Origin of the sequence: Bradyrhizobium sp. Tv2a-2, from assembly GCF_000472425.1 — a bacterium.
Taxonomy (GTDB): domain Bacteria; phylum Pseudomonadota; class Alphaproteobacteria; order Rhizobiales; family Xanthobacteraceae; genus Bradyrhizobium.
The window spans coordinates 59,052-84,009 of the sequence record NZ_AXAI01000017.1; the positions used below are offsets into that span (position 1 = coordinate 59,052).

Annotated in this window: 21 protein-coding genes; 9 read left to right on the plus strand and 12 right to left on the minus strand. The window is 59.9% G+C overall.

From position 1 onward, the window contains the following. Positions 1-426: 426 nt before the first annotated feature. Positions 427-1,665, plus strand: coding sequence for an NAD(P)/FAD-dependent oxidoreductase (locus A3AI_RS0130110; protein ID WP_024519147.1), 1,239 nt, complete (start codon positions 427-429; stop codon positions 1,663-1,665). Here A3AI_RS0130110 and A3AI_RS0130115 read toward each other — a convergent pair. Next, the gene (locus tag A3AI_RS0130115; protein ID WP_024519148.1) at positions 1,662-2,222 is read right to left on the minus strand and encodes a MarR family winged helix-turn-helix transcriptional regulator; all 561 of its coding nucleotides are present in this window, start codon (positions 2,220-2,222) and stop codon (positions 1,662-1,664) included. The two genes, A3AI_RS0130110 and A3AI_RS0130115, sit on opposite strands and share 4 nt — an antisense overlap. A gap of 216 nt (positions 2,223-2,438) precedes the next feature. Between A3AI_RS0130115 and A3AI_RS0130120 the strand changes: the two genes are divergently transcribed. Next, on the plus strand, positions 2,439-3,629 hold the full coding sequence (locus tag A3AI_RS0130120; RefSeq protein WP_024519149.1) for an ABC transporter substrate-binding protein: 1,191 nt from the start codon (positions 2,439-2,441) through the stop codon (positions 3,627-3,629). A gap of 66 nt (positions 3,630-3,695) precedes the next feature. Here A3AI_RS0130120 and A3AI_RS0130125 read toward each other — a convergent pair whose 3' ends face one another. Next, complete coding sequence (locus A3AI_RS0130125; protein WP_024519150.1) at positions 3,696-4,028, minus strand: non-heme iron oxygenase ferredoxin subunit; 333 nt, start codon at positions 4,026-4,028, stop codon at positions 3,696-3,698. A 57-nt stretch (positions 4,029-4,085) separates the two neighbouring features. Then, on the minus strand, positions 4,086-5,309 hold the full coding sequence (locus A3AI_RS0130130; protein ID WP_024519151.1) for a Rieske 2Fe-2S domain-containing protein: 1,224 nt from the start codon (positions 5,307-5,309) through the stop codon (positions 4,086-4,088). A gap of 111 nt (positions 5,310-5,420) precedes the next feature. Here A3AI_RS0130130 and A3AI_RS0130135 point away from each other — a divergent pair, with 111 nt between their 5' ends. Continuing rightward, positions 5,421-6,290, plus strand: a complete 870-nt coding sequence (locus A3AI_RS0130135) for an SDR family NAD(P)-dependent oxidoreductase (protein WP_024519152.1) — start codon at positions 5,421-5,423, stop codon at positions 6,288-6,290. 200 nt (positions 6,291-6,490) lie between these two features. Here the strand turns inward: A3AI_RS0130135 and A3AI_RS0130140 are convergent, their stop codons facing one another. Beyond that, positions 6,491-7,030, minus strand: a complete 540-nt coding sequence (locus A3AI_RS0130140; protein WP_024519153.1) for a 4-hydroxylaminobenzoate lyase — start codon at positions 7,028-7,030, stop codon at positions 6,491-6,493. A 226-nt stretch (positions 7,031-7,256) separates the two neighbouring features. On the opposite strand from A3AI_RS0130140, the gene A3AI_RS0130145 reads away from it, so the two are divergent. Further along, on the plus strand, positions 7,257-8,264 hold the full coding sequence (locus tag A3AI_RS0130145; protein ID WP_024519154.1) for a LysR family transcriptional regulator: 1,008 nt from the start codon (positions 7,257-7,259) through the stop codon (positions 8,262-8,264). A gap of 103 nt (positions 8,265-8,367) precedes the next feature. Here the strand turns inward: A3AI_RS0130145 and A3AI_RS0130150 are convergent, their stop codons facing one another. The 3 genes from A3AI_RS0130150 to A3AI_RS0130160 all read right to left on the minus strand — a co-directional run bounded on the left by A3AI_RS0130150 (position 8,368) and on the right by A3AI_RS0130160 (position 12,407). After that, positions 8,368-8,832 carry a DUF1348 family protein gene (locus tag A3AI_RS0130150; RefSeq protein ID WP_024519155.1) on the minus strand — a complete coding sequence of 155 codons (465 nt, stop codon included), beginning with the start codon at positions 8,830-8,832 and terminating at the stop codon, positions 8,368-8,370. Positions 8,833-9,045: 213 nt separating this feature from the next. After that, entirely contained in the window at positions 9,046-11,979 is a 2,934-nt protein-coding gene (locus tag A3AI_RS0130155) for an ATP-binding protein (protein ID WP_024519156.1), read from the minus strand. Between the two features lie 5 nt (positions 11,980-11,984). After that, entirely contained in the window at positions 11,985-12,407 is a 423-nt protein-coding gene (locus tag A3AI_RS0130160; protein ID WP_051382535.1) for a response regulator, read from the minus strand. A 372-nt stretch (positions 12,408-12,779) separates the two neighbouring features. On the opposite strand from A3AI_RS0130160, the gene A3AI_RS43660 reads away from it, so the two are divergent. Both A3AI_RS43660 and A3AI_RS49460 read left to right on the plus strand, forming a co-directional pair. Next, a complete protein-coding gene (locus A3AI_RS43660) occupies positions 12,780-13,364 on the plus strand; it encodes a response regulator transcription factor (protein WP_283807282.1) in 585 nt (194 codons plus the stop codon). Between the two features lie 547 nt (positions 13,365-13,911). Next, a complete protein-coding gene (locus A3AI_RS49460) occupies positions 13,912-14,082 on the plus strand; it encodes a DUF1127 domain-containing protein (protein ID WP_245286981.1) in 171 nt (56 codons plus the stop codon). A gap of 209 nt (positions 14,083-14,291) precedes the next feature. On the opposite strand, the gene A3AI_RS0130175 is transcribed toward A3AI_RS49460, so the two are convergent. The 4 genes from A3AI_RS0130175 to A3AI_RS0130190 form a co-directional block, all read right to left on the minus strand. Continuing rightward, complete coding sequence (locus A3AI_RS0130175) at positions 14,292-14,909, minus strand: response regulator transcription factor (RefSeq protein ID WP_024519158.1); 618 nt, start codon at positions 14,907-14,909, stop codon at positions 14,292-14,294. A gap of 63 nt (positions 14,910-14,972) precedes the next feature. Further along, positions 14,973-15,344: a response regulator transcription factor gene (locus A3AI_RS0130180; protein ID WP_024519159.1), complete on the minus strand. Its 372-nt coding sequence runs from the start codon at positions 15,342-15,344 to the stop codon at positions 14,973-14,975. Beyond that, on the minus strand, positions 15,341-17,509 hold the full coding sequence (locus tag A3AI_RS45825; protein WP_024519160.1) for a PAS domain-containing sensor histidine kinase: 2,169 nt from the start codon (positions 17,507-17,509) through the stop codon (positions 15,341-15,343). Before A3AI_RS45825 ends, A3AI_RS0130180 begins: the two co-directional genes overlap by 4 nt. A 176-nt stretch (positions 17,510-17,685) precedes the next feature. Then, entirely contained in the window at positions 17,686-19,314 is a 1,629-nt protein-coding gene (locus A3AI_RS0130190) for an ATP-binding protein (protein ID WP_024519161.1), read from the minus strand. An 843-nt stretch (positions 19,315-20,157) separates the two neighbouring features. Between A3AI_RS0130190 and A3AI_RS0130195 the strand changes: the two genes are divergently transcribed. The 3 genes from A3AI_RS0130195 to A3AI_RS0130205 all read left to right on the plus strand — a co-directional run bounded on the left by A3AI_RS0130195 (position 20,158) and on the right by A3AI_RS0130205 (position 24,290). Then, complete coding sequence (locus A3AI_RS0130195) at positions 20,158-21,639, plus strand: FAD-binding oxidoreductase (RefSeq protein WP_198030242.1); 1,482 nt, start codon at positions 20,158-20,160, stop codon at positions 21,637-21,639. 34 nt (positions 21,640-21,673) lie between these two features. Further along, positions 21,674-22,480, plus strand: a complete 807-nt coding sequence (gene trpC, locus A3AI_RS0130200) for an indole-3-glycerol phosphate synthase TrpC (RefSeq protein WP_024519163.1) — start codon at positions 21,674-21,676, stop codon at positions 22,478-22,480. Between the two features lie 157 nt (positions 22,481-22,637). Continuing rightward, positions 22,638-24,290 (plus strand): alpha-keto acid decarboxylase family protein, encoded by a 1,653-nt coding sequence (locus A3AI_RS0130205; protein ID WP_024519164.1) that lies wholly within the window; start codon positions 22,638-22,640, stop codon positions 24,288-24,290. On the opposite strand, the gene A3AI_RS0130210 is transcribed toward A3AI_RS0130205, so the two are convergent. Then, the gene (locus A3AI_RS0130210) at positions 24,291-24,938 is read right to left on the minus strand and encodes a DsbA family oxidoreductase (protein WP_024519165.1); all 648 of its coding nucleotides are present in this window, start codon (positions 24,936-24,938) and stop codon (positions 24,291-24,293) included. Positions 24,939-24,958 lie beyond the last annotated feature (20 nt).

Here is a 24,958-nt window from a genome sequence, read left to right on the forward strand (position 1 = left end):
CCGTAACGCATCAGTCGATGCAGATGTTCGTTCTCGACCTCACCTCAAAAGGCTTGCCAAGGCGCAGGCTTTTCGTTTCGGGTCCAGCCGATTCGTTTGGCCGGCGGCTATCACCATCCCACCGGGCCGCGATTTCCTGCACAGTGGGACCCTCTGCGACTGCATGCTCACAGTCAGCGAAGAACTAGTCACGATCCAGCATCAGCGCTCTCCGGCGGACATCTGTCGAGAAATCATGACGCGGCGGCCTTACCCGCCCGTTACAAGGCGCGCGGAGCAAGCTACATCTGCAATTTCTCCGGCGCCAATCGGCCGCAAACACGTCATATTTTCCAACCGCAATCATAATTTCTCTTCCTAGGAAGATAATATACTCCTATAAATGTCCTTCTTTAGCCTGTCACAGGTCAGACATGCGGGTGCATCATGAGCGGACTGGTCGTTATCGGAGGATCCTACGCCGGCATTCAGGCCGCGCTCACCGCGCGCGAGGCGGGCTATACCAAACCCGTGACGGTGGTGACTGATGAACACTGGCTCCCCTATGAGAAACCACCGCTGTCAAAGGACTTCCTGCTAAACAAAATGGCCGAACAGAATCTGATTTTGCGCGACAAGGCCTTCTTTGACATTTCAGGGATCGAGCTGGTTTTGGGAAACCAGGCCACGGAGATCGATCGCCGCGACCGGCGCGTCGCGTTGGATGGTGACTCGACGCTGCAATTTGACGAGCTTGTCATCGCAACGGGATCCCGGGCGCGTCGGCTGGCTGTAGCTGATGCTGAGGTCGAGGGAATTTGTTATCTCCGGTCCCTTACCGATGCCGTCGATCTGAAAGCCCGCTTAAAGCGGACCGCCGAAATCGTGATTGTCGGCGGCGGCTTCATCGGCCTCGAAGTCGCGGCATCAGCGGCCAAGCTCGGAAAAAAGGTAACTGTCGTCGAGAGCGGTTCGCGCCTTCTGGAGCGGGCTATTTCTCCGCTCGTTTCCAGCTATCTGCGCGATGTTCATCAGCAGCACGGCGTCGAGATCCGTTTCGGGGACATAGTGGCATCCATCGAGAGCCAGCACGGACGCGTTACCGCAATCGTCTTGGCAAGCGGCACCAAACTTCGGGCGGATCTCGTATTGGTCGGTATTGGAGGAATCGCCAACGACGAACTCGCCAGGCGTGCAGGCCTGAACTGCGCCAATGGCGTCGTGGTCGACGCGCACGGACGGAGCGAAGCAACGAACATTTTCGCCGCCGGCGACTGCGCCAATCACTATAATCGGTTCGCCGAGGGTTGGATCAGGCTGGAATCAGTGCACAACGCGCAGGATCAGGCCAGAGCCGCGGGACTCGCAATCGCGGGTCAATACGAGCCCTACGAGAGCGTGCCGCGCTTCTGGTCCGATCAGTACGACGTCAAGCTGCAGATGGTCGGCCTTTGCGGCCGCTTCGATCAGATGGCCGTGCGGGGCCCAGTCGAGGGAGGACGATTTTCGGTCTTCTACTTCAGGCAATCGAAGTTGATCGCGGTCGAGAGCGTCAACCGGCCCGGCGATCAAATGGCCGCGCGGCGTCTCATCGCCAACGGCATGTCGCCTTCCCTGGAGCAGGCGACAGACGAGTCGTTTGACCTCAAAGTCCTGCTGAAGGCTGCGGAAAAGGCCCGCACCTAACGATTTTTTCTGGTTTCTAGCGCCAACAGCTTTCGCAAGCAGCGATCTAAGACGGCAAGCTCGGCATCGGTCAGGCCGCTCGCCTCCTTTACGCGGGCGACCCCCTTTGCAATCTCGCCGATCGCGCGATCGGCGATCGCAAGGCCCTTGGCCGTGAGACGGACCAACTCCGAGCGGCCGTCGTCATTCGCCGAAACCCTGAGAATAAGACCCGTCTCCTGGAGCCGCGCCACGCGCTTTGTGACTGCACCTGACGTGACCAGCAAGGCCCGGAATAGATCCGTCGGTCGCAGCTCATAGGGCTTTCCCGAGCGTCGGAGCGCGAGCAGCACATGCAAATCGCCGGTGTTCAAACCGACCTTGTTGGATATCTCCTGAACCCGCATCTCATGGAACTGATTGACCCGCTCGAGCCGAAGCAGCGTGCAGGCCATCGCCATGTCGAGATCGGGGCGCTGCTCCAGCCAGGCCGATTCGATGTCATCATAAAGGGAAGTGCCCTCGGACGCCGTCGCGGCGATCCGCGCCGAATTGCGGGCCGCGCTCTTCCTGGTCATGGGTCTCAGTTTCCTTGGCTGCTCGACACGTATCAAGACGCTCTTCCTAGCACCCCCTGCATCATTTCGCATCAGCGAAACGGCTCGACGGCCAGCCAAGAAACCGGGAGTTGCCACATAGCCTAATGGCCAATGGCGCGGCCGACAATGCAACCTTGACAAATATATCTTCCTAGGAAGTAATTTCCTTGGAAGGTATAAGCTCAGAGGCAAGTCATGTTCTCGCGGAAATTAAGTCTTGTATTGGTGGTGATGGCGTACTCGTTCTCCGGGTCGGACGCACAGGCAGGCGATGACGAACTCATTCTCGGGCAGACGATGCCATACAGCGGGCCTGCCTCGGCGTTAAGTTCGGTCGGAAAGGTGCAAACCCGATACTTCCAGATGATAAACGACCAGGGCGGCATCAACGGGCGCAAGATCAAGCTGATCTCGCTCGACGATGGCTACAGTCCGCCGAAAGCCGTCGAGCAGACCAGGCGATTGGTCGAAAGCGATCAAGCCGTCGCCATATTCGGTAGCGTAGGCACCGCACAGAACGCGGCGGTCCAGAAACACCTCAACGCGAAGAAAATCCCGCAGCTGTTCGTCTATGCCGCCAGCGACCGGTTCGCGGATCCGAAAGCAAGCCCGTATACAATGTCGGGAATGACCTTGTTCAGCACCGAGGCAACGCTCTATGCGCGGCTCGTGTCGGAAACGATCCCTCACGCGCGTGTTGCCGTCCTTTACCAGAACGACGACTACGGGCGAGAATACCTGCGAAGCTTCAAGGCTGAGCTGGCCCGGCTCGACCCCCAGGCCAAAATTGTCGCCGCATCCTCCTACGAAGTGACCTCACCGACCGTAGAATCGCAGGTCATTGCATTGGCCAGTTCGAACGCGAACGTCTTCCTGAATGCATCGACCGGAAAATTCACGTCCCAAGCGATCCGCAAAGCCGGTGAACTGGGTTGGCACGCGCAACAATTCCTTCCGATCGGCAGCAATTTCGTGGCGACCATCTTGCGGCCGGCCGGATTGGAATACGCCAAAGGCGCCATCTCGGCCACGCCGACAAAGGCCATCGATGATCCCGAATGGGCCAATGACCCTGGCTACCTCGAGTGGCTCGATTTCATGAAAAAGTACTATCCCGATGGGGACATCACAGACCAGTTGAACTTCTCAGGCTGGAACGTTGCCGTTCTCATGCGCAAGGTCATCGAGGCCTGCGGGTCGGACGTCTCGCCCCAGAATATCATGAAACAAGCGACATCATTGAAGGACGTGCAGCTTCCTGGCCTCATTCCCGGTATCAGCGTGAATACGACGCCCGAAGACTATCGTCTGATCAAGTCGCTGAGACCCGAGCGCTTCGACGGGGCTCACTGGGTGCCCTTGTCTGGTACACTCAGCGCTCAGTGATGAGCTATGGCAATTCGCCAAGCGGCCGCCGGTCCTCGCGTTCAAGGCGGCCGCCCTCTCATCGTCTCATCCTTGCTCGGCCGCCCGGGTTTCGAGATTGATGTAAATCTCCCCTTCCCGGACTTCGACCGCGAAGGTCCTGACATCCCGGTAGCCGCCCGAGGTGCATTTTCCGGTGCGCACGTCGAACATTCCCGCATGCAACGGGCATTCAATCACATGCCCATCCAGAAATCCGGTCGACAGAAGTGCAAATGCGTGCGGGCAGACATCGTCGGTCGCGAAGATCTGGTCGTCGACCCGGTAGAGGGCCAGTCGCTGCTCCCCGAACTTGAATCCCAGGGACTCGCCCTCGCCAAGCTTGACGGCGGGGCATATGTGTTGCCAGGTTTCAGACATTTTTCTTCCTGAATGAAGTCGGGCGCCGGCCGCAGCGGCGCCCGATGAACAGACGGACTATCGGGGAATTAGTCTCCAGTCGTCGGATGCCGAGGCCAATCTTCCGCCGACGGCACGAATATCCTTGTATGACATGCTTTCACCCTGGCCGCTCTTCGGCTCCTTGCCGTTCGTGAAGCCGCGGACCTCGTCCAGCAACTGGCGCCGTACTCTCACAATCGCCTGGTCTGCCGAGCAGAGATACTCCTGCGAGCGATCGACGATCGGTCCCATGCTGACCATCACGACGAAATCCTCGATGACGATTTCGTGGAATCCGGTGCTGTTGCCAGCATCCATGATCTGACGGTTCTGACCCCAATTGCTGCTCCGGTCGCCCGGGAGTCCGCCCGCCATCGGCCATTGATTGGCGCGCTGGGTTTTGCGCCAGGAATCCACCGGCTTCTCAGGATTGTAATAGATGTACCATTGGATCAGATTTTCATCGTCGATCGGCACCGCGATGATGGCTGTGCGGTCTTGCTGGGCTCCGGAGTAGATCGGCGGGATCAGTCCGTAATAGGGCATGACAAACTCGGTAACCCGCGCGAGGCAGGATCCATCGGATGCCGGTCGAAGCGCTGCGGCACGGAAGCCGTATTCCTTCTTCTCGAACTCGTAGTTGACCGCGGTATTCTCGCGCGTCGCGCCGAAGTCCGTTGCCGACGTGGTGGTCCAGCTTTGGTGGAGCAGCGCGATATGCGAGGAGTCGATGGTCGCTTCGACGCCTTGCAACCAGTTTGCATTGAGTTCTATGCCCGCGACGTAGACCTGCTCCGGCGGCAGATCCATCCATTCGAAATCGGGAGCCGGCGGAGCATTGCCCTCGCCAAGCCACACCCAGACCAGACCGGCGCCTTCGCGGGTCGGATAATGCTTCACCTTAATAGTCTTTGCGAACTCCTTGGGGCTGTTCGGCTCGTTCGGAACCTCGAGCACCTCGCCGCTCGCGCCGATCTTCCAGCCGTGAAACAGGCATCGGAGCGAACAGTCTTCCACGCGCGCGAGCGCCAGCGACGCGCCGCGATGCGGGCAGGCCTCGTCAAGGAAGCCCACCTTTCCGTCGGCGCCACGGAAAGCCACGAAATTCCGGCCGAACAGCTTCACCCTGACAGGCGCTTCGCCCTTTCGCACCCTGACCGAAAGAACCGCAGGCAGCCAGTAGTGCTGGCGCAGCATTCGTCCCATCGGAGCATCGCCCGTGACCCGACACAAGAGCTCGTTTTCTTCCCTGGTAACCATTGTTGCATCCTTGTTGACCTGAGCGAAACTACAACGCTATTATCTTCCATGGAAGATTTATTGTCAACGCTTCGGTCCTGACGGGAGCGAAGCCGCAAGTTGGGGGACATGATGAGCAGTCAGCGACTGGGAGGCCGCATCGCATTGGTGACGGGCGGAAGCCGCGGTGTGGGAAAAGGCGTCGCCATCGGACTCGCGGAGGCCGGGGCGACCGTCGTTGTCACCGCGCGGACACGAGCAAGCGGTACGTCGGAATGGCCGGGTTCGCTGGACGAGACGCTCGAGGCTATCAGGCAGAACGGCGGCGAAGGCCTCGGCCTGCTCTGCGACCATTCCGACGACGCTTCGGTCAAAGACGTATTCGACCGCATCAGGGCCGACTACGGCAGACTGGACGTTCTGGTAAACAACGTCTTCGGCGCACCCAATGTCATGCCGGTCAACGTGCCGTTCTGGAAGGTTCCGGTCTCCGTTTGGGACATGATGCATACGGTCGGCTTGCGCTCTCACTTCGTCGCCAGCCAATACGCCGTGCCCCTGATGCTGCCGCAGAAGAGCGGCCTCATCGTCAACACCTCTTCCGGTGGCGGCATTCGCTATACGTTCAACGTGCCATTCGGGGTCCAGAAATCGGGCGTCGACCGCATGGCGCGTGATATGGCGCATGAGCTCGAGCCCCATGGCATTACGGCCGTCTCGATCTGGCCGGGCTATATCAGGAGCGAGAAGCTTGCGGCACAGCCTGACCGCGTTCCACCGGCCCTGGCCAGGCTGATTGCCGAGCGCGGCGAAACGCCTGTCTTCGTCGGTCGTGCAGTTGCCGCCCTCGCCGCCGACCCCAACGTCATCGCGAGGACAGGAACGATCCTGCTCGCCTCGGAACTGGCGACTGAATACGGTTTCACCGACGTCGATGGAAAAGTGCCACCGCCTCCCAGCCGCGACCCCGCACCGCTTTCGGTCTTCAAGCCGAAAAAATAACNCCCGCCATTTGCGAAAAAACGGCGGGCGGCTGCAACTGCAGCAGTCTCGGGAGGTACGCACCCACGAGCGCACCCGGCTTCCATCACCATCAAACGGAGCCCTTCACAAGTGCAATCTGTGCATGCTCATCCTGTCTACTGTTCAATTGCTCAATTTCGCTTCATCTATCTTCTATGGAAGACGATTGGAGTGTAGACTCAAGACGGAGCGGGGAAATCGTAGGAAATCCGACCAGCCGGCAAATAGAACAGCGCGATGACCGCACCCCCCCTGACCTCCGGATAGTGGCGGCTTCCGGGATCCGGCGCGGTCCAGCCCGGCCCCTGCCATCCCTGCAGGCCCTTCAGCTGAGCGCCCGTATCGAGCGGGACAACGAGATTCAACTCGCCGTAGGGGTGTCCGTGATATTGTCCCCGCAACACCTCGTTTTCGTCCTCGTCAATGAAGCGATGGGGAGCCTTGCTGTTCATATAAACGGCCGTGATGCTGAAATGGAACGTTTCCGGCCCGGGTTCCAATATCCGGCTGCGGCGGTAGTTGGGTCCGTCGACTTCCTGATTGGCGGCCCAGCCTTCCGCTACGCCGATTTTTATCAAACGCGACAGATCGTTGTAGAGCTCGCTCCTCTCGCCATACGTCGCGTTGAGCCATTCTTCCATTTTCGCGCTGGGGGTCATGTCCTTGACCTCCCGCAGAAACGGAATGCTGCATTGAATAAGCTCCTCTCTGCTGCCCATGATCATTTTCCTCCCGTCCGGATGTCATTCTCCGGGCGGCGGTTCCTGGCCGCCGCCGTCAGGCAATTAAGAACCGGCCGCCGACGGATGGAAGTGCAACTATTGCAGATTCAAAATGAGCGGAAATCAATTGGAACGCCGATTGCGATCTCCGGGCGCCTGGTTCTAACTTCTGGCTGCGGGAGGCCGGCCGAAGCCTCTGCTGCATGATCAAGGGATTGCAGTCGTGTCAGTCTCGTTCAAGACATTGGACCTCAATCTTCTGAAGGTCTTCGATGCAGTGATGGAGGAACGCAGCGTCCTGCGCGCTAGCCAGAAGGTTGCCCTCAGCCAATCTGCCGTGAGCCATTCGCTGGCGCGGTTGCGCGAGATGCTGGACGATGACCTTTTCGTCCGTACGGCAACAGGCATGCAGCCGACCAGCCGGGCGCTCGCGATGGCCCCCCTTGTCCGAGAGGCGCTCCGCTCTCTCGAGGCCGCAGTCGAGCTTCCGAAGTTCAACCCGGCGAGCTCCACCAAGCAATTTACGCTGGCTGCCAACGATTTCACCACCATGGTGCTGGCCTCGCCGCTCCTGTCGATAATCGGCCGGGAGGCGCCCTCGATTGACCTCGTCATCAAACCTGTCACCCGAATCGATCTGGCCGAACAGATTGACCTCGGACGCGTCGATGTCGCCATTGGCGTTTTTTCCGCACCTCCGGATCGCTTTCGGTCGAGCTTCCTGTTCGAATATGACGACGTCCTGATCGTCTCGGCAAAGCACAAGCTGGCCAAGCTGGACAAGGAGACATTTTCCGAGCTTCCGCTGGTCGTCGTGTCCTTTGGCGGCGAACAGGAAGGGGCGATCGGCGGCTTCATTTCCGAACGTGGGCTCGCGAGGAGGTCGGAGATGTATGACCGCTCCGCATTGGAGCGCGCGCTCGGCGACAGCGACCGCCCACCGCGGATTGCGGTCTCCTTGCCGCACTTTCTGGCCCTGCCGGCGCTGCTCGAAGACAGCGAGCTCGCGGCGATCGTTCCCCGGCCCCTGGCCAACGCGTTCGCGGCGAGATACCCTATCGCAACGCATGAACTGCCCTACCCGACCACTCCTGTTGAAGTAAGGCTACTTTGGCATCAGCGCGCCGACGGTGATCCGTCTCATGAATGGCTGCATGAAATCCTGCGCCGCGCGGCCGAACCTCTCAGGACTTCGAACGCGTCGTCGCAAACCGCGGCACTGAACACCTAAAGCGCGATGAGATCAGGTTGAACCGTCATCGCACTTTAGATATTTGGCTTTACCACGATCTTTTCAGATGGCCGCTACACACGTTTCCCGGCCATACCTTGGACTAAAGATCGAAATCGCTGAGTTCGGGGTGATCGTCGGGCCTGCGTCCCAATGGCCAAAAAAACATGCGGTCGGCCTCACCGATCGGATGATCGTCGATACAGGCGATCCACAGCCGGATCAGACCATCCTGATCGAACTCCCAGCTCTCGTTTCCGGAACCCCTGAACCACCTGCCGTGATTATCGTGGTATTCGCACGCGAACCGCACGGCTATCCGGTTGCCGGTGAAAGCCCAGAGTTCGTTGACAAGCCGGTAGTCCAGTTCCCTCACCCATTTGCGTGCGAGGAACGCCTCAATGGCGCCACGTCCGGAAAAGCACTCAAGACGGATTCGCCAGATGCTATCGATCGAGTAGCCAAGCGCCACGCGAGCTGGATTGCGGTCGTTCCAACTGTCTTCCATGGAACGGACCCTTGCTGCTGCGGTCTCCCAGGTAAATGGGGGCAAAGCACGAGGTAACATATGACAACGCTCCGACGGGTCACCAACACTGCGGCGCACACTGGCGCTCGACCGGCGCGGTTGCGAGTTTATTGATGTGAGTAAGTGTGAAGACTCAACCGGTCAAGCGGCTGTGCAACCTCTGCGACAAATCGGACCATCCGTCGCTCGGGGAACGCGGCCAGCAGCAGGAAGCTGAACCGCGATCGGCTCGCCTACGAAGAACACCACAGATCAAGAATGCGGGGTCCGCGCCTCGAATGCACGAAGCTGACGTTGCGCCGCAGTTAGATCAGCCGTGCAAAATCCTTCCGTGAAGCGCCCATAGACGTCGGCAAGCAGAGTCCGAGCGTCGTCGGGACGGCCGTGATCTGCCCATAATCGACTCAACGCAAGGGCCGATCGTAGTTCCCACCCGAGGGCCGACTGCTGCCGCGCGCAATCGAGCGAATCCTTGAGCAATATCTCGGCCGCTGGATGGTTCGCTGGCGATGCCGCCAATAGCACTGCCGCCTGAGCCCGCAGCAGATCCGGCAGTTCGAACGTTCCGGGGCCGGCTTTGGCGTCAGCCACAATTGCGTCGATAATGCTGGTTGCTTCCGCGAACTGCCCGGTTTGCGCCAAACCTTCGGCCAAAGCCCGGGAAAATGCCGATGAGAGGACAAATTGCCGCTCGGTTTGCAAGGTCGAGAGCGCGTTACGTATCGCCTCGATACCGTCCTTCGTCTCTCCCTTCGCGAGCATCAGCTCGCCTCGCAGACCGAGGCCGCCAGCATAATACGGCCTGAGTGAGTACCTGCCCGCATAAGCAATGAGCCGCTCTATGAGATCCTCTGCGAGCTGTTGATCTCCCCGCCACATGAAGACCTGTATGGCAAAGAGCAATGGGGCACAAAGCATAACAGGATGTTGTTGCCGTCCGGCAAGTTCGATCGCCCTGTGCCCGAATTGAGCCGCCCGATCGGGAAGGCCGCGATCCCACAATGTCCGGGCGTATCCGATCAGCGCCCTCAAATGTTGATCGTATCCGAAGGAATGTACCTCGCTCACGCCAGCTTCGGCGGCGCGCGCAAAGCCGCATTCAAAGCTGTTCTGCGCGGCGGCCTGTGATCCTACCAGGTGGTAGCTCATTCCGAGCGTCCACTCGGCTATCACAATCTCTCGCGGCCCGCCACACTCCCTGGCGAGGGACGCATAGCGCTCCGCCGCCGCCAATGAGCCGCGAAAGTCCGCTGACCGAGCCCGAAAGATATTGAGACCGGCTAGCAATTCCAGCTGATACTGGGCGTCTCCCAACGACGCGGCAAGAGTCAGCCCGCGTTCCAACGCCGTCTCCGCCTCCTCGCTATTGCCGTCGACATAGGTCGACGATATCGCCAGTGAAAGTTGCAGAGAAAGCTCAAGCTTTGTCGCACGGTCCTCGTCGGTCAACACACGTATCGCTTCCACGGACCAGTGTCGACACTCGCTCATCATCGACATTCGGAGAAACAATGGTACAGCATCAGCGGCCAATATTACCCCGACCGAGCTGTCGCCCGACGGCGAGAAACTCCATTCGAGCGCAGCTCTGATATCGCCGATCTGCCGCGCATAGGCGGTGAGATCAAGATCTATCGAGATGTTGGCTCGAATTCCCAGCAGACGCTCGGCGAAATAAAATGCATGCCGCCTTGCGGTCGCATCTGCCTCTCCCCGCTCCTTCAATTTCGCCGCCGCATACGCGCGTGTCGTATCGAGGAGCCGGTATGAGCTAGCATGATCGGTCTGTGAGACAGAGATCAGCGATTTCTCAACCAGGCTGGCGACGACGCCTTCGACTTGCAGGTCGTCGCGACCCAGCTCGAATGCGACGGTTCGCGCCATATCCAGCGTGAACGCACCGACAAAGACTGACAGCGTGCACAGAACAGTTTGTTCGCGCTCGGACAGAAGATTATAGCTCCAGTCGAGCATGGCGCGGAGAGTCTGATGCCGTGGCACGCTCCGCCGCCCCTGCCAAAGCAGTATCAAGCGGTCGTCGATCAGCTGTGCCAAGCCCCTGATGCCATAGGCGCTGGCCCTGCTGGCTGTCAGCTCGATCGCCAAAGGCATGCCGTCGAGCTGACGGCAGATGCCGGCGACGACAGGTGCCTCCTCGTCGCTGAGTTCCTGGCGATATCCGCCCGCCGTCGCGCAGTCCATGAAAAGCTGAGCAGCGGGAGAGGCTAGCACCTCGGCCGCCGTCAACGTGATCTCGTTCGGCGGGCTGTCGAGGGACTCCAGCAGATAGATGTTCTCACCCTCAACCCGCAGCGCCTCGCGGGTGGTCGCGAGAATGTGTGCAAGTGGCGCTCCACGAATCAGACCTTCAGCCAACATCGCGACCGACTCAATTACATGCTCGCAGTTGTCGAGGACCAGCAGGATATGCTTGTCAGCCAGGAATGCCAGAAGCCGCGTCAGCGAATCCTGCGTCTCGCCGAGACATCCCGCAGCAGACGCCACGGCGGAGACAACAAGCGCACCGTCGCGGAGTGCACTTAGATCGACAAAGCGGATCGCCTCGCCGAAATCGGCCGCCATCTCGTGAGCGACAGCGACGGCTACAGTCGTCTTGCCAACGCCGCCCGGTCCCACAATGCTGACGAACCGCTTGGAGTTGATCTCTGTCCGCAGGGTTTCAATCGCTCCATCGCGACCAATCATCCGCTGCAAGCGCGGAGGAAAGGCCTGGAGCTTAACTCGCTCTGCCGAGACGCCCGCGGGCGGCCCCGATGGCGCCAAACGCTGGACCGGTGCAACAAAGCAATAGCCTCGGCCGGGCACGTTGGTGATGTAGCGCGCTCCGTCTCGGCCGTCACCAAGCGCCCTGCGCAGCCCGGCAATATGCACCCGAAGACTGGACTCCTCGACAACGACGTCCGCCCAAACCTGTTTGACCAATTCCCTGTGGCTCACCACATCGCCTGCACGCTCAAGCAGAGCGATCAGGATGTCGAGGGCACGCCCTCCCACCGCCACCGGTTCGCTGTCGTTCACCAATAATCTCTCAGAGGTGATCAGGCGAAACGGGCCGAACCGGAATACTTTGGCGTCGTTTACTCTCGGCTGCAAGGCAGCGACCTCGACATTCTTCACCTGCTCTACCCCATTCTCGATGTTCGCAACGAGCGCTGCACGATCCAATCCCTTTATCGGCGACGGGCCAGCGCGATGCGGACCGCCTCCGACAGATCTGCCTCGACGAACGGCTTCGTGAGGTAAGCAATAACTCCAGATGCGAGCGCGAACGTTCGCGCGCTCTCAGCCGGATAAGCAGTAATCAGCACGGTTGGAACTGCATGGCCTTGCGCCGACAAATGTCCATGCAGATCAAATCCGCTCATGCCCGGCATATTGACGTCGGCAATCAGACAACCGGTCCGGACGACCACCGGCGATTGCAGAAAGTCTGCTCCGGATGCAAACGCTACGGTGGGAAATCCCATCGACCGCATCAGTCCCTTGACGGCCTCGCGTACGGGCTCGTCGTCGTCCACGATCGAAATCAGTTGTCGCTTGTTTCGCACCGGCGCCCGGATGTTCAAGAATTGCACAGGATGCGCCGCCTCCATTGCGCTATGCCCCGAGACGGCCGATGCAGAGTTTAGGGTTACGCCGCACGCGATACGACTATACCAACGTGTAGGTCGTCTTGATCGCACCGGTAACGCCAACCAGCGGGCCGAAACCCCTGGGGAGTCCGACTTCACGTCGCGCTTAAGGTGCTTAAAAATGGCCTGCCGCTAACGGCTTATATATGGGCCTCGCTCTGGCAGGCCCTCCGGAGTCCGGAACCGGGCGGGAAAAACACCCGGAGTATTCATCAATGTGGCCCTGCAATTGAGGTTCCGTGCCACGTCGGCTAGACTGTGCCCTGACGCTTTGAGCGCGCGGCTCGCTGGATCCCGGCGTTCGATCCGCTTAAATCCTGCGGGGGCGAGAAAGTGAAACGGACATCGAGCGACCTTTCGCCAACGGTGCTCGTCGTTGACGATAATCCGGATATGCGTGAGGCACTGCGAACCCTGCTCCGATCGGTTGGCTTTCGTGTGAAACTTTTTGCTTCTGTCTCCGATTTCCTCAAAGACAACCTGCCGCAAGGTCCTATCTGTCTGGTACTCGACGTTCGGCTACCTGGGCAAAGGCTGGACCTGCAGCGCGAATTGTCGGGCGGAGGCAAGAGGCCACTTCCCATCATCTTCGTTACCGCGCACGGGAATATTCCGATGTCCGTGCAGGCAATGAAGGGCGGCGCGATTGAATTCTTGACCAAGCCATTTCAGGATCAGGATCTGCTTGACGCAATTGCGCTCGGCCATGCACGAGACCGCGCCTGGTTGCAGAATGCGGAGGAGTTGTCGGAGCTCCAACGGCGTTACGACAGTCTTACACCGCGTGAACGCGAAGTGATGAATTTCGTCGTCAGCGGTCGCCTGAACAAGCAGATTGCTGGCGATCTTGGAATCGCCGAAATCACCGTGAAGGTCCATCGCGGCCAGGTGATGAAGAAAATGCATGCGTCGTCGTAACCAGATCTGGCGCGCATGGCTGACAAATTGCAGCGGTCGCTGCCAAGACAGGCGGAGCTGGGGCACGCTTCATAGCTGTTCTTTGCCCAAGCTGCTCCACCAGAACCGCTGCGATGTCGCCCATTTCAAAAATCCATCGACAAAAGCCAATTTCAGCGACTCAAAGGCGGAAGTCGGGCAGCTCCCGGAACAATGGCCATGTCCGGGACAAAAATACGACCAATTTTGACACGGCCGGAGCCGGGTCGCCAGCGTAGACAGAATTGGATTGGATGATCATTTCCTATGTAACCCGATCGCCATTTTGGGTGATCAAGCCGTAACAGCGAACAGCCATTGTGGCCTCCGTCAGCAATCCCGGAGTTCCATGATGAACGCCAGATCTTTTGATACCTCCTTCCCAATCAGGCCTTCGGTCCGGAAGACGGCTAGCGGGACGAAAGCCGAAGCGCCCAACGCCGTCTCCGCCCGAACCCTTGCCGCTTCCGGCAATACGGTCAGCACAGCTACATCGGCGCGGCATCCCGGCAATTATAGGAGCCACCGTTTGCCTATCGGGGCAACGATCGCAAAGCTGTGGGGCCACTGGAAAGACGAACGAGAGATCCGACGAGCAATCCGAGAACTCTCCGAACTCGACGACCATACCCTGCGCGACCTTGGCATTCGCGACCGCTCCGAGATCGAGTTCACGGTCCGGTTCAGCCGCCCACGCTGACGGCGTAGCGTGCGAGTTGCCACGCTCCTTTCGCGCAGGCCCGGCCCGCGCGACGAACTGCGGTTGTCGAGCGGTCGCAACAAGGACCGTGGCAACCGTGCGCGGTCATGACGCGTAGCCTCGGCTGTGCTGAACCGCGCCGACCTATCGACCTTTGCTACGGGCTGCCGGTTCGGTTCTGCCCGACGATACCGGCCAACAAACCGCTGCTAACGAGCAGCGTTGAGCCTTGCTGCAATGTTCACCAGGTCTGCGAGAGAGGTGGCGTTCATCTTTCTCATCACTTGGCCGCGGTGAGCCTTGACCGTTATCTCGCTGATCCCAAGTTCGAAAGCGACCTGCTTGTTCAGGAGGCCGCGAACGACCAAAGCCATAACCTCCCGTTCGCGGGAGCTGAGCAAAACGTAGCGGTCGCGCAGCGATTGCATCTCGGCTTCGAGACCAAGTTCGGCGTCGCTTCGGTCAATGGCTTCTTTAATTGCACTGAGCAATGTCGTGTCGCTGAACGGCTTGGTCAGAAACTCGACAGCTCCTGCCTTCATGGCCTGGACCGACATTGGCACGTCGCCGTGACCGGTGATGAAGATGATCGGCATGTCAGGTCGATCGACTGCGACCCGCTTCTGCAATTCAAGACCGTTAAGCCCCGGAAGCCGAACGTCCAGGATCAGACAGCTCGGAACAAAGACACGTGGCCGCGAGAGAAACTCCTGTGCGGACTCGAAGATCTCGGGTTGCCAGCCGGCATCGCGAATCAGCAGTTCCAGAGATTCGCGAATGGAGATGTCGTCGTCGACGACAAACACGATTGCATTGTCGTGTGACATGGGGATCACGCCCTCGGCTATCGATCCATCGTTAGTGTCTCTCGTTTTCAGGCGCATTCGCAGTCAACCCGCGCCGAAGGCAGCGTTGAGGGCCCTCAGCAATGCCTCATCGCTGAATGGCTTGGAGAGGCATTCGACAGCGCCTTGCCCAATCATTCGCGGGCGTGTGGACTCATCCCCATGCGCAGTAATGAAAACAACGGGAATCTGGTAGCGAAGGCGGATCAGCTCCCTCTGGAGCTCGGGGCCGGTCATGCCCGGCATTGCGATGTCGAGAATCAGGCAGCCTGTTTTACCCACATACTCCGATGCAAGAAACGCCTCGGCAGACGAAAATGCTTGAGCAGCATAGCCGAACTCCCTCAGCAGGTCCGGTAACGACTCTCGGACGGACTCATCGTCGTCGACGACCGACACAAGTAAACGTGTACTCATCCAACATCCCTCGCGATGTTGTTCGCGGCAAGCGTTCCCTTGCCTTCCGGGCCGCCGATGCTGATCGTCACCTCCGAGCTTCCTGGGATGGAAAACGAAAATGTAGCTCCCGGACCATCGTTCAGTGCCGCCCATATACGACCGTGATGATTTTCGACGATCGAGCGACTGACAGATAGCCCAATTCCCATACCGTCACCCTTGGTCGTGTAGAACGCGTCAAAGAGCCTTTCCGCCACTTCGAGGTCAAACCCAGGTCCCGAATCATGCACACTCAGCCGAACACAACTGTCTTCGTCTCGGCCGGTGCTGACCATCAACTCTCTCGGTCGATCATCAATCGCGCTCATCGCGTCCGCGGCGTTGTTGAGCAGATTCAGGATCACTTGCTGAAGCTGCACCCGATCACCCGTGACACGTGGAAGGTCTTCCGCCAATCTCGTGCGCAAACTAACGCCGTCACGATGCAGCTTGTTGAGCGACAGGGCAATGACCTCACGGGTTGCCTCATTCAGGTCTATAGGCTGGCTGACCGGCGCCTTCCTGTTGAAGAGCGCTCGCAATCGCCCGATAATATCGGACGCACGGTTGCCGTCGCGGAGCGTGCGCCGCACGGTTTCGCGAGCGCCGGCGACATTTGGAGGATCGGCAGCCAGCATGCGCAGGCAGGTGTTGGCGTTGGTAACGATGCCCGCCAATGGCTGGTTGACCTCATGGGCGATCGACGCCGTGAGCTCGCCCATCATCATCACCCGCGCCATATGGGCCAGTTTCGCCTGAGTGTCGCGCAGCTCTTCCTCGGCTCGCTTGCGGTCTTCGATATCGGTGTTGATACCGAACCATTTGATGACATTTCCAGAGTCGTCACGCAATGGATTGGCTCGGAACAGGAACCATCGGTAGCTGCCATCGAAGCGACGTAAACGTGCTTCCTTTTCTCCCGCTTGGCGAGTCGCCATAAACGCTTGCCACGCGCTCGCGAGACCATCCAAATCCTCTGGATGAACTGCGGCTGTCCATCCCCAATCCTGGGCTTGTTCGGAACTGAATCCCACATAGTCCAAATAGTGCTGATTGAAGAAGTCGGCGGAGCCGTCCGGACGAGCCGACCACACCAGCCCCGGAATGGTACTGATGATCAGATAGAGATTTCGCTCGCTGGTCCGCAATGCCTGCTCGGCGCGCTTGCGATCCTCAATGTCGATTTGCAGGACGCACCAGCGCACGATGTGGCCGTCACTACCGCGTAAAGGAAAGCCGCGGACATGAAACCAGCGGTAGACACCATCACTGCCGCGGTGACGGCTTTCGACCTCGTATGGCTCGCCGGTTTCGACGGCCAGCCTCCAGGCGCTGATCGTTGGTTGGAGGTCATCAGGATGAACGATGTCGCTCGTGCTCCAATGCCTGAGCTCATCAACCGACCTTCCGAAGTATTCCAGAACCGGCCGGTTGACTGCCTCGACCTCGCCTTCAGCGGTCATGATCGAAGTAGGAGCTGGAATCGCGTCGACGACCGATTGAATATCGATCTCTCGCAGGCGCAGTGACTCTACTGCTCGCCTGAGTTGCTCCAGCTCACCTCCTCCTTCGCGGCTGACAGTGTCTATGGTTGGTTGCGCGAGCGGCTCATCGACGGCATTCGCAGGCTGTCTCGCTTCGCTCGAGGGCCGGCCTTGCTGCAGCGCGATCACGGCTTGATTGGCGGCGACATCCAGACGTAGTCTCTCTGTCTCCTCAGGAAAATCGGCCCGGGTCGATGCGGCTACCAAAATGCCCATATCACCTTGCGGCCCCAATCGCAGCGACACGAGGGAGACGCTCTTGTCGCAAAAGGCAATTTGCTCGTTCGCGGGCCAAGTCTGCGGATTCGAACCGAGCGCATTGTTCAGAACGCTCCCGATCTCTTTCGGCCCGATGAACCCGTCCAGCGACTTCGCGGTTCGGCCCAGCTCAATGGGAGCGGCGTTGACCGGATCCTTGAGACGCACATAGACAAACTCCAGGTGGAGCATGCCTAGAAGCATCTCGAGCAGATCAGCAACCAATTGCGACAATGAGCCCCGACCCAAGGCGGTAGAAAGGGCGACGATCTGGCTGAGATCGTTGAAGCATTGCTGAAGGCGCCGGCTCTCTTCGGTAGAATGTTCGCGGTTGATCACCATATGAAGACGCCGCCTGGGATGAACTGGCCCGCACTCAGCACTTGCGAAATTCGCTCGCAACGTGCTTCGGCTGCGCAAAGGCTTATTTGACGGAGCGTGATTGGATAACATCAATTACCATGTCTCTTCCAAAGTTCGCAAGATCGCATATCCATGCGATTTCAGCGTTATGGCCTTCACTGAATGTCCAGATATGCAAGCCGTCTGGAGGCGTGCGCGGTCCGATCGATGTCGAGCTTAACGTCATCCAAATTGGAGAGGCACCACTCCAGCGCCGCCCGAAGTTCGTCAACACGGTAGCCGCACCTCATAGCCGCTCTCGCAAGCACGCGCTGCCGTGCCGCATTTTGTTTCTGGGAAAGCTCTGCGCAAACCCGGGCATGGCGCCGCTGGAGCTCCTGGCGCTCGCCGCGTTGCGCAAGCTTGATCTCGGCGTAAAGGCGGACGATATTCGGAATTCCGTACAAATGCATATCAATGGCGGGGAAGATCGTGATCAGAGATTTGTCGATGAGCTGTTCAATTGCGTGCGCGACCACCCACTCGTTGTCGACGATATCGCTCGCCACCGCCTGAGCGGATTGCATTGTGAAGATTTCGGCAAAGACGGAAAGCCGGACAAGGACACGCCGTTCGACGTCTGAAAGCAATCGAAAGCTCCAGTCGAGCAGGGCTTCCAGGCTGCGGTGCCTGGGTTGGTGCCGGCGGCCCGCCCAGCCTAACAACGCCGGGCTGTGCGATCGCTCAAGGAGCCCCTCGAATCCGTACGTATTCAGCCGGCTGCCCGCGAGCTCGATGGCGAGAGGACTGCCGTCGAGCGCGTGGCAAATCTCGGCGACGGCGCGGGCATGACGATCATCGAGCTTCCCCACGTAACCGCCGGCCATCGCACAATGCATAAAGAGCCGAACGGAGTCTGCAGCCAAAGCCTCGGCGGCCGTCAGATCCTCATTTACGGCCGGCAAGCCGAGCGGGTCTGCGAAATAGACGGTCTCTCCCTCTACACGCAACGCCTCCCGGCTTGTCGCGACAAGATAAAGCGATTGCGCTTTCTGAAAAAGCACAGAGGCGGCATTCGCTACGGCTTCGACGACATGTTCGCAGCAATCGATGACCAGCAGCAGGCGTCTGTCCCCGACAAACGAGGTTAGCCCAGTCAGCAAGTCTTCCGGCGTCGCCGTATAGCCCAGCGCTGCCGCAATGGTTGGCAAGACGAGGTCCGGAGCGTCGACAGAGCAAAGATCGACATAAAAGACCTCGTTATCAAATTCGTCCGTCAGGCGATGACCAAGTTCAATCGCCAATGTCGTTTTGCCGATCCCGCCAGGCCCGACGATGCTGACGAAGCGGCCTGCCAGGGTTTGGCGGACAAGCGCATCGAGCGCATGGTCACGCCCGACAAGATTCGGCCGACGGACCGGCAGCCTGCCCAGCGTTGACATGGTTGGGAGCACCGGTGCTTCGCACGAAGACACAGCGTGCACCGGAGCCACAAACAAATATCCTCGCCCCGGCACAGTCCTTATGAAGCTCGATCCGCCCTCCCTGGTGCCCAGCGCACGACGAAGTTCAGACATCTGGACGCGAAGGTTCGATTCGTCGACAATCAAGTCTGGCCACACGTGCTCAATCATATCTCGGCGGTTGACGACTTCACCTCGCCTCTCCAGCAATAATACCAGGATGTCGAAAGCGCGGCTTCCAAGCCCCACCCGATCCTGACCCAAAAGAAGAAGACGCTTGGACGGTATCAGGCGATACGGCCCGAACTGAACTTCTTCAAATTCAATAGCCTGTTGTTGCAACGCAGCAATCCCGACATTTCATCACAACAGCTCACCGCGACCGCTCGACGGGTGAGGTCCGACATCACGTTCGAATTTCCTGGCCGGCTCGTCACTGGCACATCTCTCGATCGTGCACAGGCCGTCACGGCGCATGGATTAAATCGGCCTGCGCCCGCAAGGCCAGCATCAGTGGCAAAGCTATTTCAAGCGGATCGCCGCGCTCAATTATACGATGGTGCCGGTGGCGGCTGAGACGCTCAGATGTCGAGCATGCCGCAATCCGGCGTAAGCGAGACGGCATCGAACGCGGATGTTGACAAGCCCCGTATTGGTTCCGGAGCCAGAGAACCCCTAACGAGGCGGTCGGGTACGCTTTATGGCGATAATGCGAAAACGGTGGTTTCCAATGTAACCGGATTTCGACGTGCCGTGATCAAGCTGTAGCAGCGGACGGCCATGGTCGCTCCTGCAAAATGAGGAGCTCTATAATGAATTTTTTTTCTTCTGAGACTTCACTACCGCCCGAGAGGAAAGCTGCTTCCGTCGCCTCAGAGCAGTCTTACAACGATCCAAGGAGCCAACTGTCCGCTATCACTGCAGCGATAGCAGCCCTCTGGAACTACTGCAGGGACGAGCGCGATATCCGACGAGCCGTCCGCGCGCTCGCCAGACTCGATGACCGCTCCTTGCGCAACATCGGCATTCGAGACCGCTCTGAAATAGAATTCACGGTGCGGTTTTGTCACAAGTGTTGAAGGCTGCGTGAGCCCCCCACCACGGCCACTCCCCGCGAGCGCGGTCCACGCAACGAAACGGTCCCCGCCGGGCAGTCCCGGCATGGCAAGTTCAGACACAATGAATATGCATGACACGGCGGCTCCGTCTGTGCTGAACCGCTCTGATACTGCCAACCTCGTGAGGCGGGTGGTCGGTCCGGCATTGCTGCCGGGTGAAGAAGGCTACCAAAGCGAGTGCGCCACCTTCAACACCATGAGCACGGTGCGACCGGCCATCGCCGTCGGTGCGACCAGTGTTGCGGACGTGCAGGCCGCGGTGCGCTTCGCCGCGCAACGCGACTTGCCGATCGCGGTCCTGGCGACCGGACATCAGATGGTCCGCCCTGCCGCCGGTGCGATGCTGATCAACATATCGCGAATCAACGCCGTTCACGTCGAGCCCGCCCGAAATCTCGCCCGCGTTGGAGGCGGCAGCCGCTGGTGGCAGGTCCTCGACGAAGCGGGCAAGTACGGACTCGCCCCGGCCGGCGGCACCCCGCCGACCGTGGGCGTCGTCGGCTACCATCTCGGCGGTGGAGCAAGCCCGATCCTGGGTCGCACGTACGGCTATGCCGCCGACCATGTACAGGCGATCGAGATCGTCACCGTGGATGGCAAGCTGCATCGCGTCACGGCCTCCTCCGAGCCGGACCTATTCTGGGCGCTTCGCGGCGGCAAGGGCAATTTCGGCGTCGTCACCTACCTGGAATTCACCGTCTTTCCAATCAAGCGTTTCTACGGCGGCGGGCTTTTCTTTGCCGGTGAACATGCCGCAAAAGTGCTTCACACTTGGCGGGTGTGGGTGGCCAGCCTGCCAGAGGAGATGAGCTCTTCCATCTGCTTCCTGCGCCAACCGCCGCTGCCCTTCGTGCCCGAACCCTTACGGGGGCAATTTGTGATGCATGTCCGCTTCTCCTCGCTGCGGCCGCAGGAGGAGGCTGAGCGCGTGCTTGCCCCGATGCGCCAGATTGCACCGACGGTGCTCGACACGATCACCGAGCTGCCCTACCGCAAGGCTGGTTCGTTGTTCATCGATCCGCCGGCGCCCGTTCCCTGGGTTGAACGCGCGACGATGCTACGGGATCTCCCTGGCGGGGCCGTTGACGCCCTGCTTTCCATGCTCGGCCCCGATTCGGGCACCGACCTCGGCTTTGTCGAGTTGCGACCGCTTGGCGGTGCGCTGGAACGTCCGCCCGCGGTGCCAAACGCAGTCGCCGGCCGCAGCGCGCGCTGGTCGCTCTTCGGTGTCGGTGGCGGCCGCCCCGACCTGGCTCCGGTCTTCCAGGAGCAGCTGAGCGCTCTGGCCAATGCTCTGGCTCCTTGGGCGCAGGAAGAGACGAACCCAAACCTGCTCTCGGCCGCGCAGGGCAGCACGCCCGAAGAGATGCGAGCGATCTACGGGGGCGAACGCTACGACCGACTCGCGGCGATCAAGAAGCGGTATGACCCACGCAACTTGTTCCGCATGAACCACAACATCGCGCCGATGGCGAACGGCAAACTCCACCCGCAGAACGTCAGGACTCGACGACCCTCAACTCCGACGACTCACGAAATCTCCCGCTGATCGCCCTGCATCTAACGTCAAGAACGAGGAACTGATGTCCGACATCCTGAAGACGATCGAGTTTTACAAGCGCGAAGAGATCGCCGCGGCCAAGCGCACCCTTCCGCGAACGGAAGTCGACGCGCGCGCAAGAGCTGCCTCACCACCGCGCGGCTTCATCGCGGCCATTCGCAACAAGCACGCAGCCCGCAAATATGCGCTGATAGCGGAAATCAAGAAAGCCTCGCCCTCCAAAGGGCTCATTCGTGCAGATTTCGATCCACCGGCGCTCGCACAGGCCTACGAGGCTGGGGGCGCGACATGCCTCTCCGTGTTGACGGATATGCCCTCCTTCCAGGGACATCTCGACTTCATGGTCGCTGCGCGCGGGGCAACGAGCCTACCCGTCCTCCGCAAGGATTTCATGTTCGACACCTACCAGGTAGCCGAAGCACGCGCGCACGGGGCCGACTGCATCCTGATCATCATGGCGGCGCTCGATGACGGAGCAGCGAGCGAAATCGAAGCCGCGGCGCTGGACTACGGCATGGACGTGTTGATCGAAATCCATGACAAGCAGGAACTCGACCGCGCCCTCAAACTACGTTCGCCGATGATCGGTATCAACAATCGCAACCTGCGCACTTTCGAGACCACGCTGGCGACTAGCGAGGCGCTTGCGCCGCAGGTTCCCAAAGAGCGACTGATCGTGGGAGAAAGCGGCCTGTTCATTGCCGCCGACCTTGCGAGGCTCGCGCTGGTTGGTATCTCGACATTTCTGGTCGGCGAAAGCCTGATGCGACAGGCCGATGTCGCTGCTGCGACGCGCAATCTGCTTGCAAACGGCGAGCCTCCCCACTAGCTGCGAGTTCCGCACGCGATCGTTACGGCTGTAACGAAATCGTTCAACGCCGAGACATTCGCGTAACCGGCATCGTCCAAGCTCGATTTGACACGGATCCGGGGCGGCTTGGTCAACGGCAGGCGTTTTCGCGCAAGGCCGTTAGGGAGTTTGCTCGATGCCGGTTACAGTCGCCCAACACGTCATCTCGCGCCTGCGCGACGTCGGGGTCACCGATGTTTTCGGTGTTCCGGGCGACTTTTCTTTCGCAATCAGCGATGCCGTAGAAGCCGACGCCGCGATGCGCTGGATCGGCTGCGGCAATGAGCTCAATGCCGCCTATGCGGCAGATGGATATGCCCGGTTGAGAGGCGCCGGCGCTGTCTGCACAACGTTCGGCGTCGGCGAATTGAGTGCCTTGAATGCCATCGCCGGTGCTTATGCGGAGCAGCTTCCGGTCTTCCATCTGGTAGGCACGCCGTCGATGGCTGCGCAAGCCGCCCGTAGCCTGTCGCACCACACGCTGGGCGACGGCGAGTTCGGTCTGTTCCGTCGCATGAGCGAACCGGTGGTGTGCGCAAGCGCAGTCATGACGCCGCAGAGCGTCGCATACGAGACCGAACGCCTCATCCATGAGGCTTTCTATCATCTGCGCCCGGTCTACATGGCGTTTCCCGCCGATCTGGCTGTGCAACCGGTGCTAGGAAGCGCGAAGCCGATCAACCGTCCAGAAAGCGATTCCGTCGTCCTCGAGCAAGTCGTGGAGCAAATCCTCTCGGCTCTGGACCGCGCCAGGACCGGCTGCATCCTCCCTGGATTCCTGGTGGCGCGCGCCGGTTTGCAAAGGGTCATGCAGGCGGTGGTCGACGCCTCCGGGCTACCGTTCGCAACCATGCTTCTGGACAAATCCGTCCTTGATGAAAATCAGTCGGCCTATGTCGGTATCTATTCCGGGCGATTGATGAACGAACAAGTCCGCCAATTTGTTGAGAGTTGCGACGCGGTGGTCGCCGTCGGCGCGCTCTTCAGCGACCTGAACACGGGCGCCTTCACAGCTCATCTCGATCCTGCACGGCTGATTTCGATAGGACAGCATCAGGTCACACTGCGAGGCAAAACGTACTATGGCGTCGAAATGGCTGACGTGCTCACGCTTCTCGCCAAGCGGCTGAAGAGGCGACGTCAGACAGCTTCGCTTCAAGCCACATCGCTCGGATCAGCAAGCGGTGGCGGCGGTGATCCAATTACAGCCACCGCGCTGTATCCGCGCTGGGGCAACTTCATCCGCCCCGACGACGTCGTGGTGGCGGAAACCGGCACCATATCCATGGGTCTCGGCTTTGCGCGGCTACCTCGAGGAGCGAGCTTCTATAGCCAGGCGCTTTGGGGCTCGATCGGCTGGGCGACTCCGGCCGCGCTCGGAGCCGCTGTCGCAGCACCAGATCGACGTCTGCTGCTCATAACCGGGGACGGCGCGCACCAGTTCACGGCCCAGGAAATCGGCCAGTTTGCCCGTCTCGGCCTGAAGCCGGTGATCTTCGTGCTGAACAATGACGGCTATACGATCGAACGGCTGCTTTGCCGCGATCCCAAAGCCTCCTACAATGACATAGCGCCCTGGCGCTACGCGGAGTTGCCCCGTGTGTTCGGCTGCAAGGGCTGGATGACCGCACGTGTCACGACCTGCGCAGAGCTCGACCAGGCACTGCAGCGCGCCGAGCTTGCGGAGAGCGGAGTTTACATCGAGGTAGTGACCGCCCCGGATGAAGCGCCGCCCCTCCCGCTTCGATTAAAGGACGCCAAAGCGAACCTGTACCACTCAGAGCAATAGCTAGGCCCTCTCGCCTGACGTCTTCTCAACGCGCCGCCTGAACTCCTCGGCTGGAATCACCCCCTCGATCACGGATCCTCTCAAGAACCAGGCAGGAGTTCCGCGAACATCGTGCTCATGTGCCCTCGCCTCCGCCTCGGATACGTATTGGAAGGCAGAGCCGTCGGCCAGCGCATTCTCCAGCATGCCGACATCGACCCCGAGCTCGCTCGCATATCGCATCACAACGCTGGCGTCACCTAGATCATGCCCGAGCGCGAAATGCGCGGCAAACAGCCTCGCGTTAAACTGCCCGGCAATGCCGGGGTATCGGCGGCGCGCCCATGCCGAGGCCGCCAATGCAGTTCGACTATTGGGCAATCGATCCGGCCAGTTCAAGATCAATCCTGCATCTCTCGCTTGCCGCTCCAACTGGTCATACATCGGGCCCTGCCGTGGGCCGACGCGAATGCCCCTGGCAGGAATCTCCGGATGAGCCTGAAAGGGAAGATCAACGACGTCGAACCCGGCCGCGATCAGGATATCATCCCTGTCTTGGGAGACGTAGCAAAAGGGGCAGATGAAGTCGAACCAATGCAACGCCACAGGCTTGATCCGCGGCGACGGTCCGCCATCGGCCGCCCCCAGCTCTCTCTTCAATCCGGTCATCAACACTCCTCTTGCCGCCG

Excerpts from the sequence above, each read along its gene's own strand:
- trpC (WP_024519163.1), top strand. The coding sequence starts at position 21,674 with ATGTCCGACATCCTGAAGACGATCGAGTTTTACAAGCGCGAAGAGATC.
- A3AI_RS0130205 (WP_024519164.1), top strand. The coding sequence starts at position 22,638 with ATGCCGGTTACAGTCGCCCAACACGTCATCTCGCGCCTGCGCGACGTC.
- A3AI_RS0130180 (WP_024519159.1), bottom strand. The coding sequence starts at position 15,344 with ATGAGTACACGTTTACTTGTGTCGGTCGTCGACGACGATGAGTCCGTC.
- A3AI_RS0130120 (WP_024519149.1), top strand. The coding sequence starts at position 2,439 with ATGTTCTCGCGGAAATTAAGTCTTGTATTGGTGGTGATGGCGTACTCG.
- A3AI_RS0130130 (WP_024519151.1), bottom strand. The coding sequence starts at position 5,309 with ATGGTTACCAGGGAAGAAAACGAGCTCTTGTGTCGGGTCACGGGCGAT.
- A3AI_RS0130135 (WP_024519152.1), top strand. The coding sequence starts at position 5,421 with ATGAGCAGTCAGCGACTGGGAGGCCGCATCGCATTGGTGACGGGCGGA.
- A3AI_RS0130160 (WP_051382535.1), bottom strand. The coding sequence starts at position 12,407 with ATGGAGGCGGCGCATCCTGTGCAATTCTTGAACATCCGGGCGCCGGTG.
- A3AI_RS0130110 (WP_024519147.1), top strand. The coding sequence starts at position 427 with ATGAGCGGACTGGTCGTTATCGGAGGATCCTACGCCGGCATTCAGGCC.
- A3AI_RS0130175 (WP_024519158.1), bottom strand. The coding sequence starts at position 14,909 with ATGTCACACGACAATGCAATCGTGTTTGTCGTCGACGACGACATCTCC.
- A3AI_RS45825 (WP_024519160.1), bottom strand. The coding sequence starts at position 17,509 with ATGGTGATCAACCGCGAACATTCTACCGAAGAGAGCCGGCGCCTTCAG.
- A3AI_RS0130140 (WP_024519153.1), bottom strand. The coding sequence starts at position 7,030 with ATGGGCAGCAGAGAGGAGCTTATTCAATGCAGCATTCCGTTTCTGCGG.
- A3AI_RS0130195 (WP_198030242.1), top strand. The coding sequence starts at position 20,158 with ATGCATGACACGGCGGCTCCGTCTGTGCTGAACCGCTCTGATACTGCC.
- A3AI_RS0130150 (WP_024519155.1), bottom strand. The coding sequence starts at position 8,832 with ATGTTACCTCGTGCTTTGCCCCCATTTACCTGGGAGACCGCAGCAGCA.
- A3AI_RS0130115 (WP_024519148.1), bottom strand. The coding sequence starts at position 2,222 with ATGACCAGGAAGAGCGCGGCCCGCAATTCGGCGCGGATCGCCGCGACG.
- A3AI_RS0130125 (WP_024519150.1), bottom strand. The coding sequence starts at position 4,028 with ATGTCTGAAACCTGGCAACACATATGCCCCGCCGTCAAGCTTGGCGAG.
- A3AI_RS0130210 (WP_024519165.1), bottom strand. The coding sequence starts at position 24,938 with ATGACCGGATTGAAGAGAGAGCTGGGGGCGGCCGATGGCGGACCGTCG.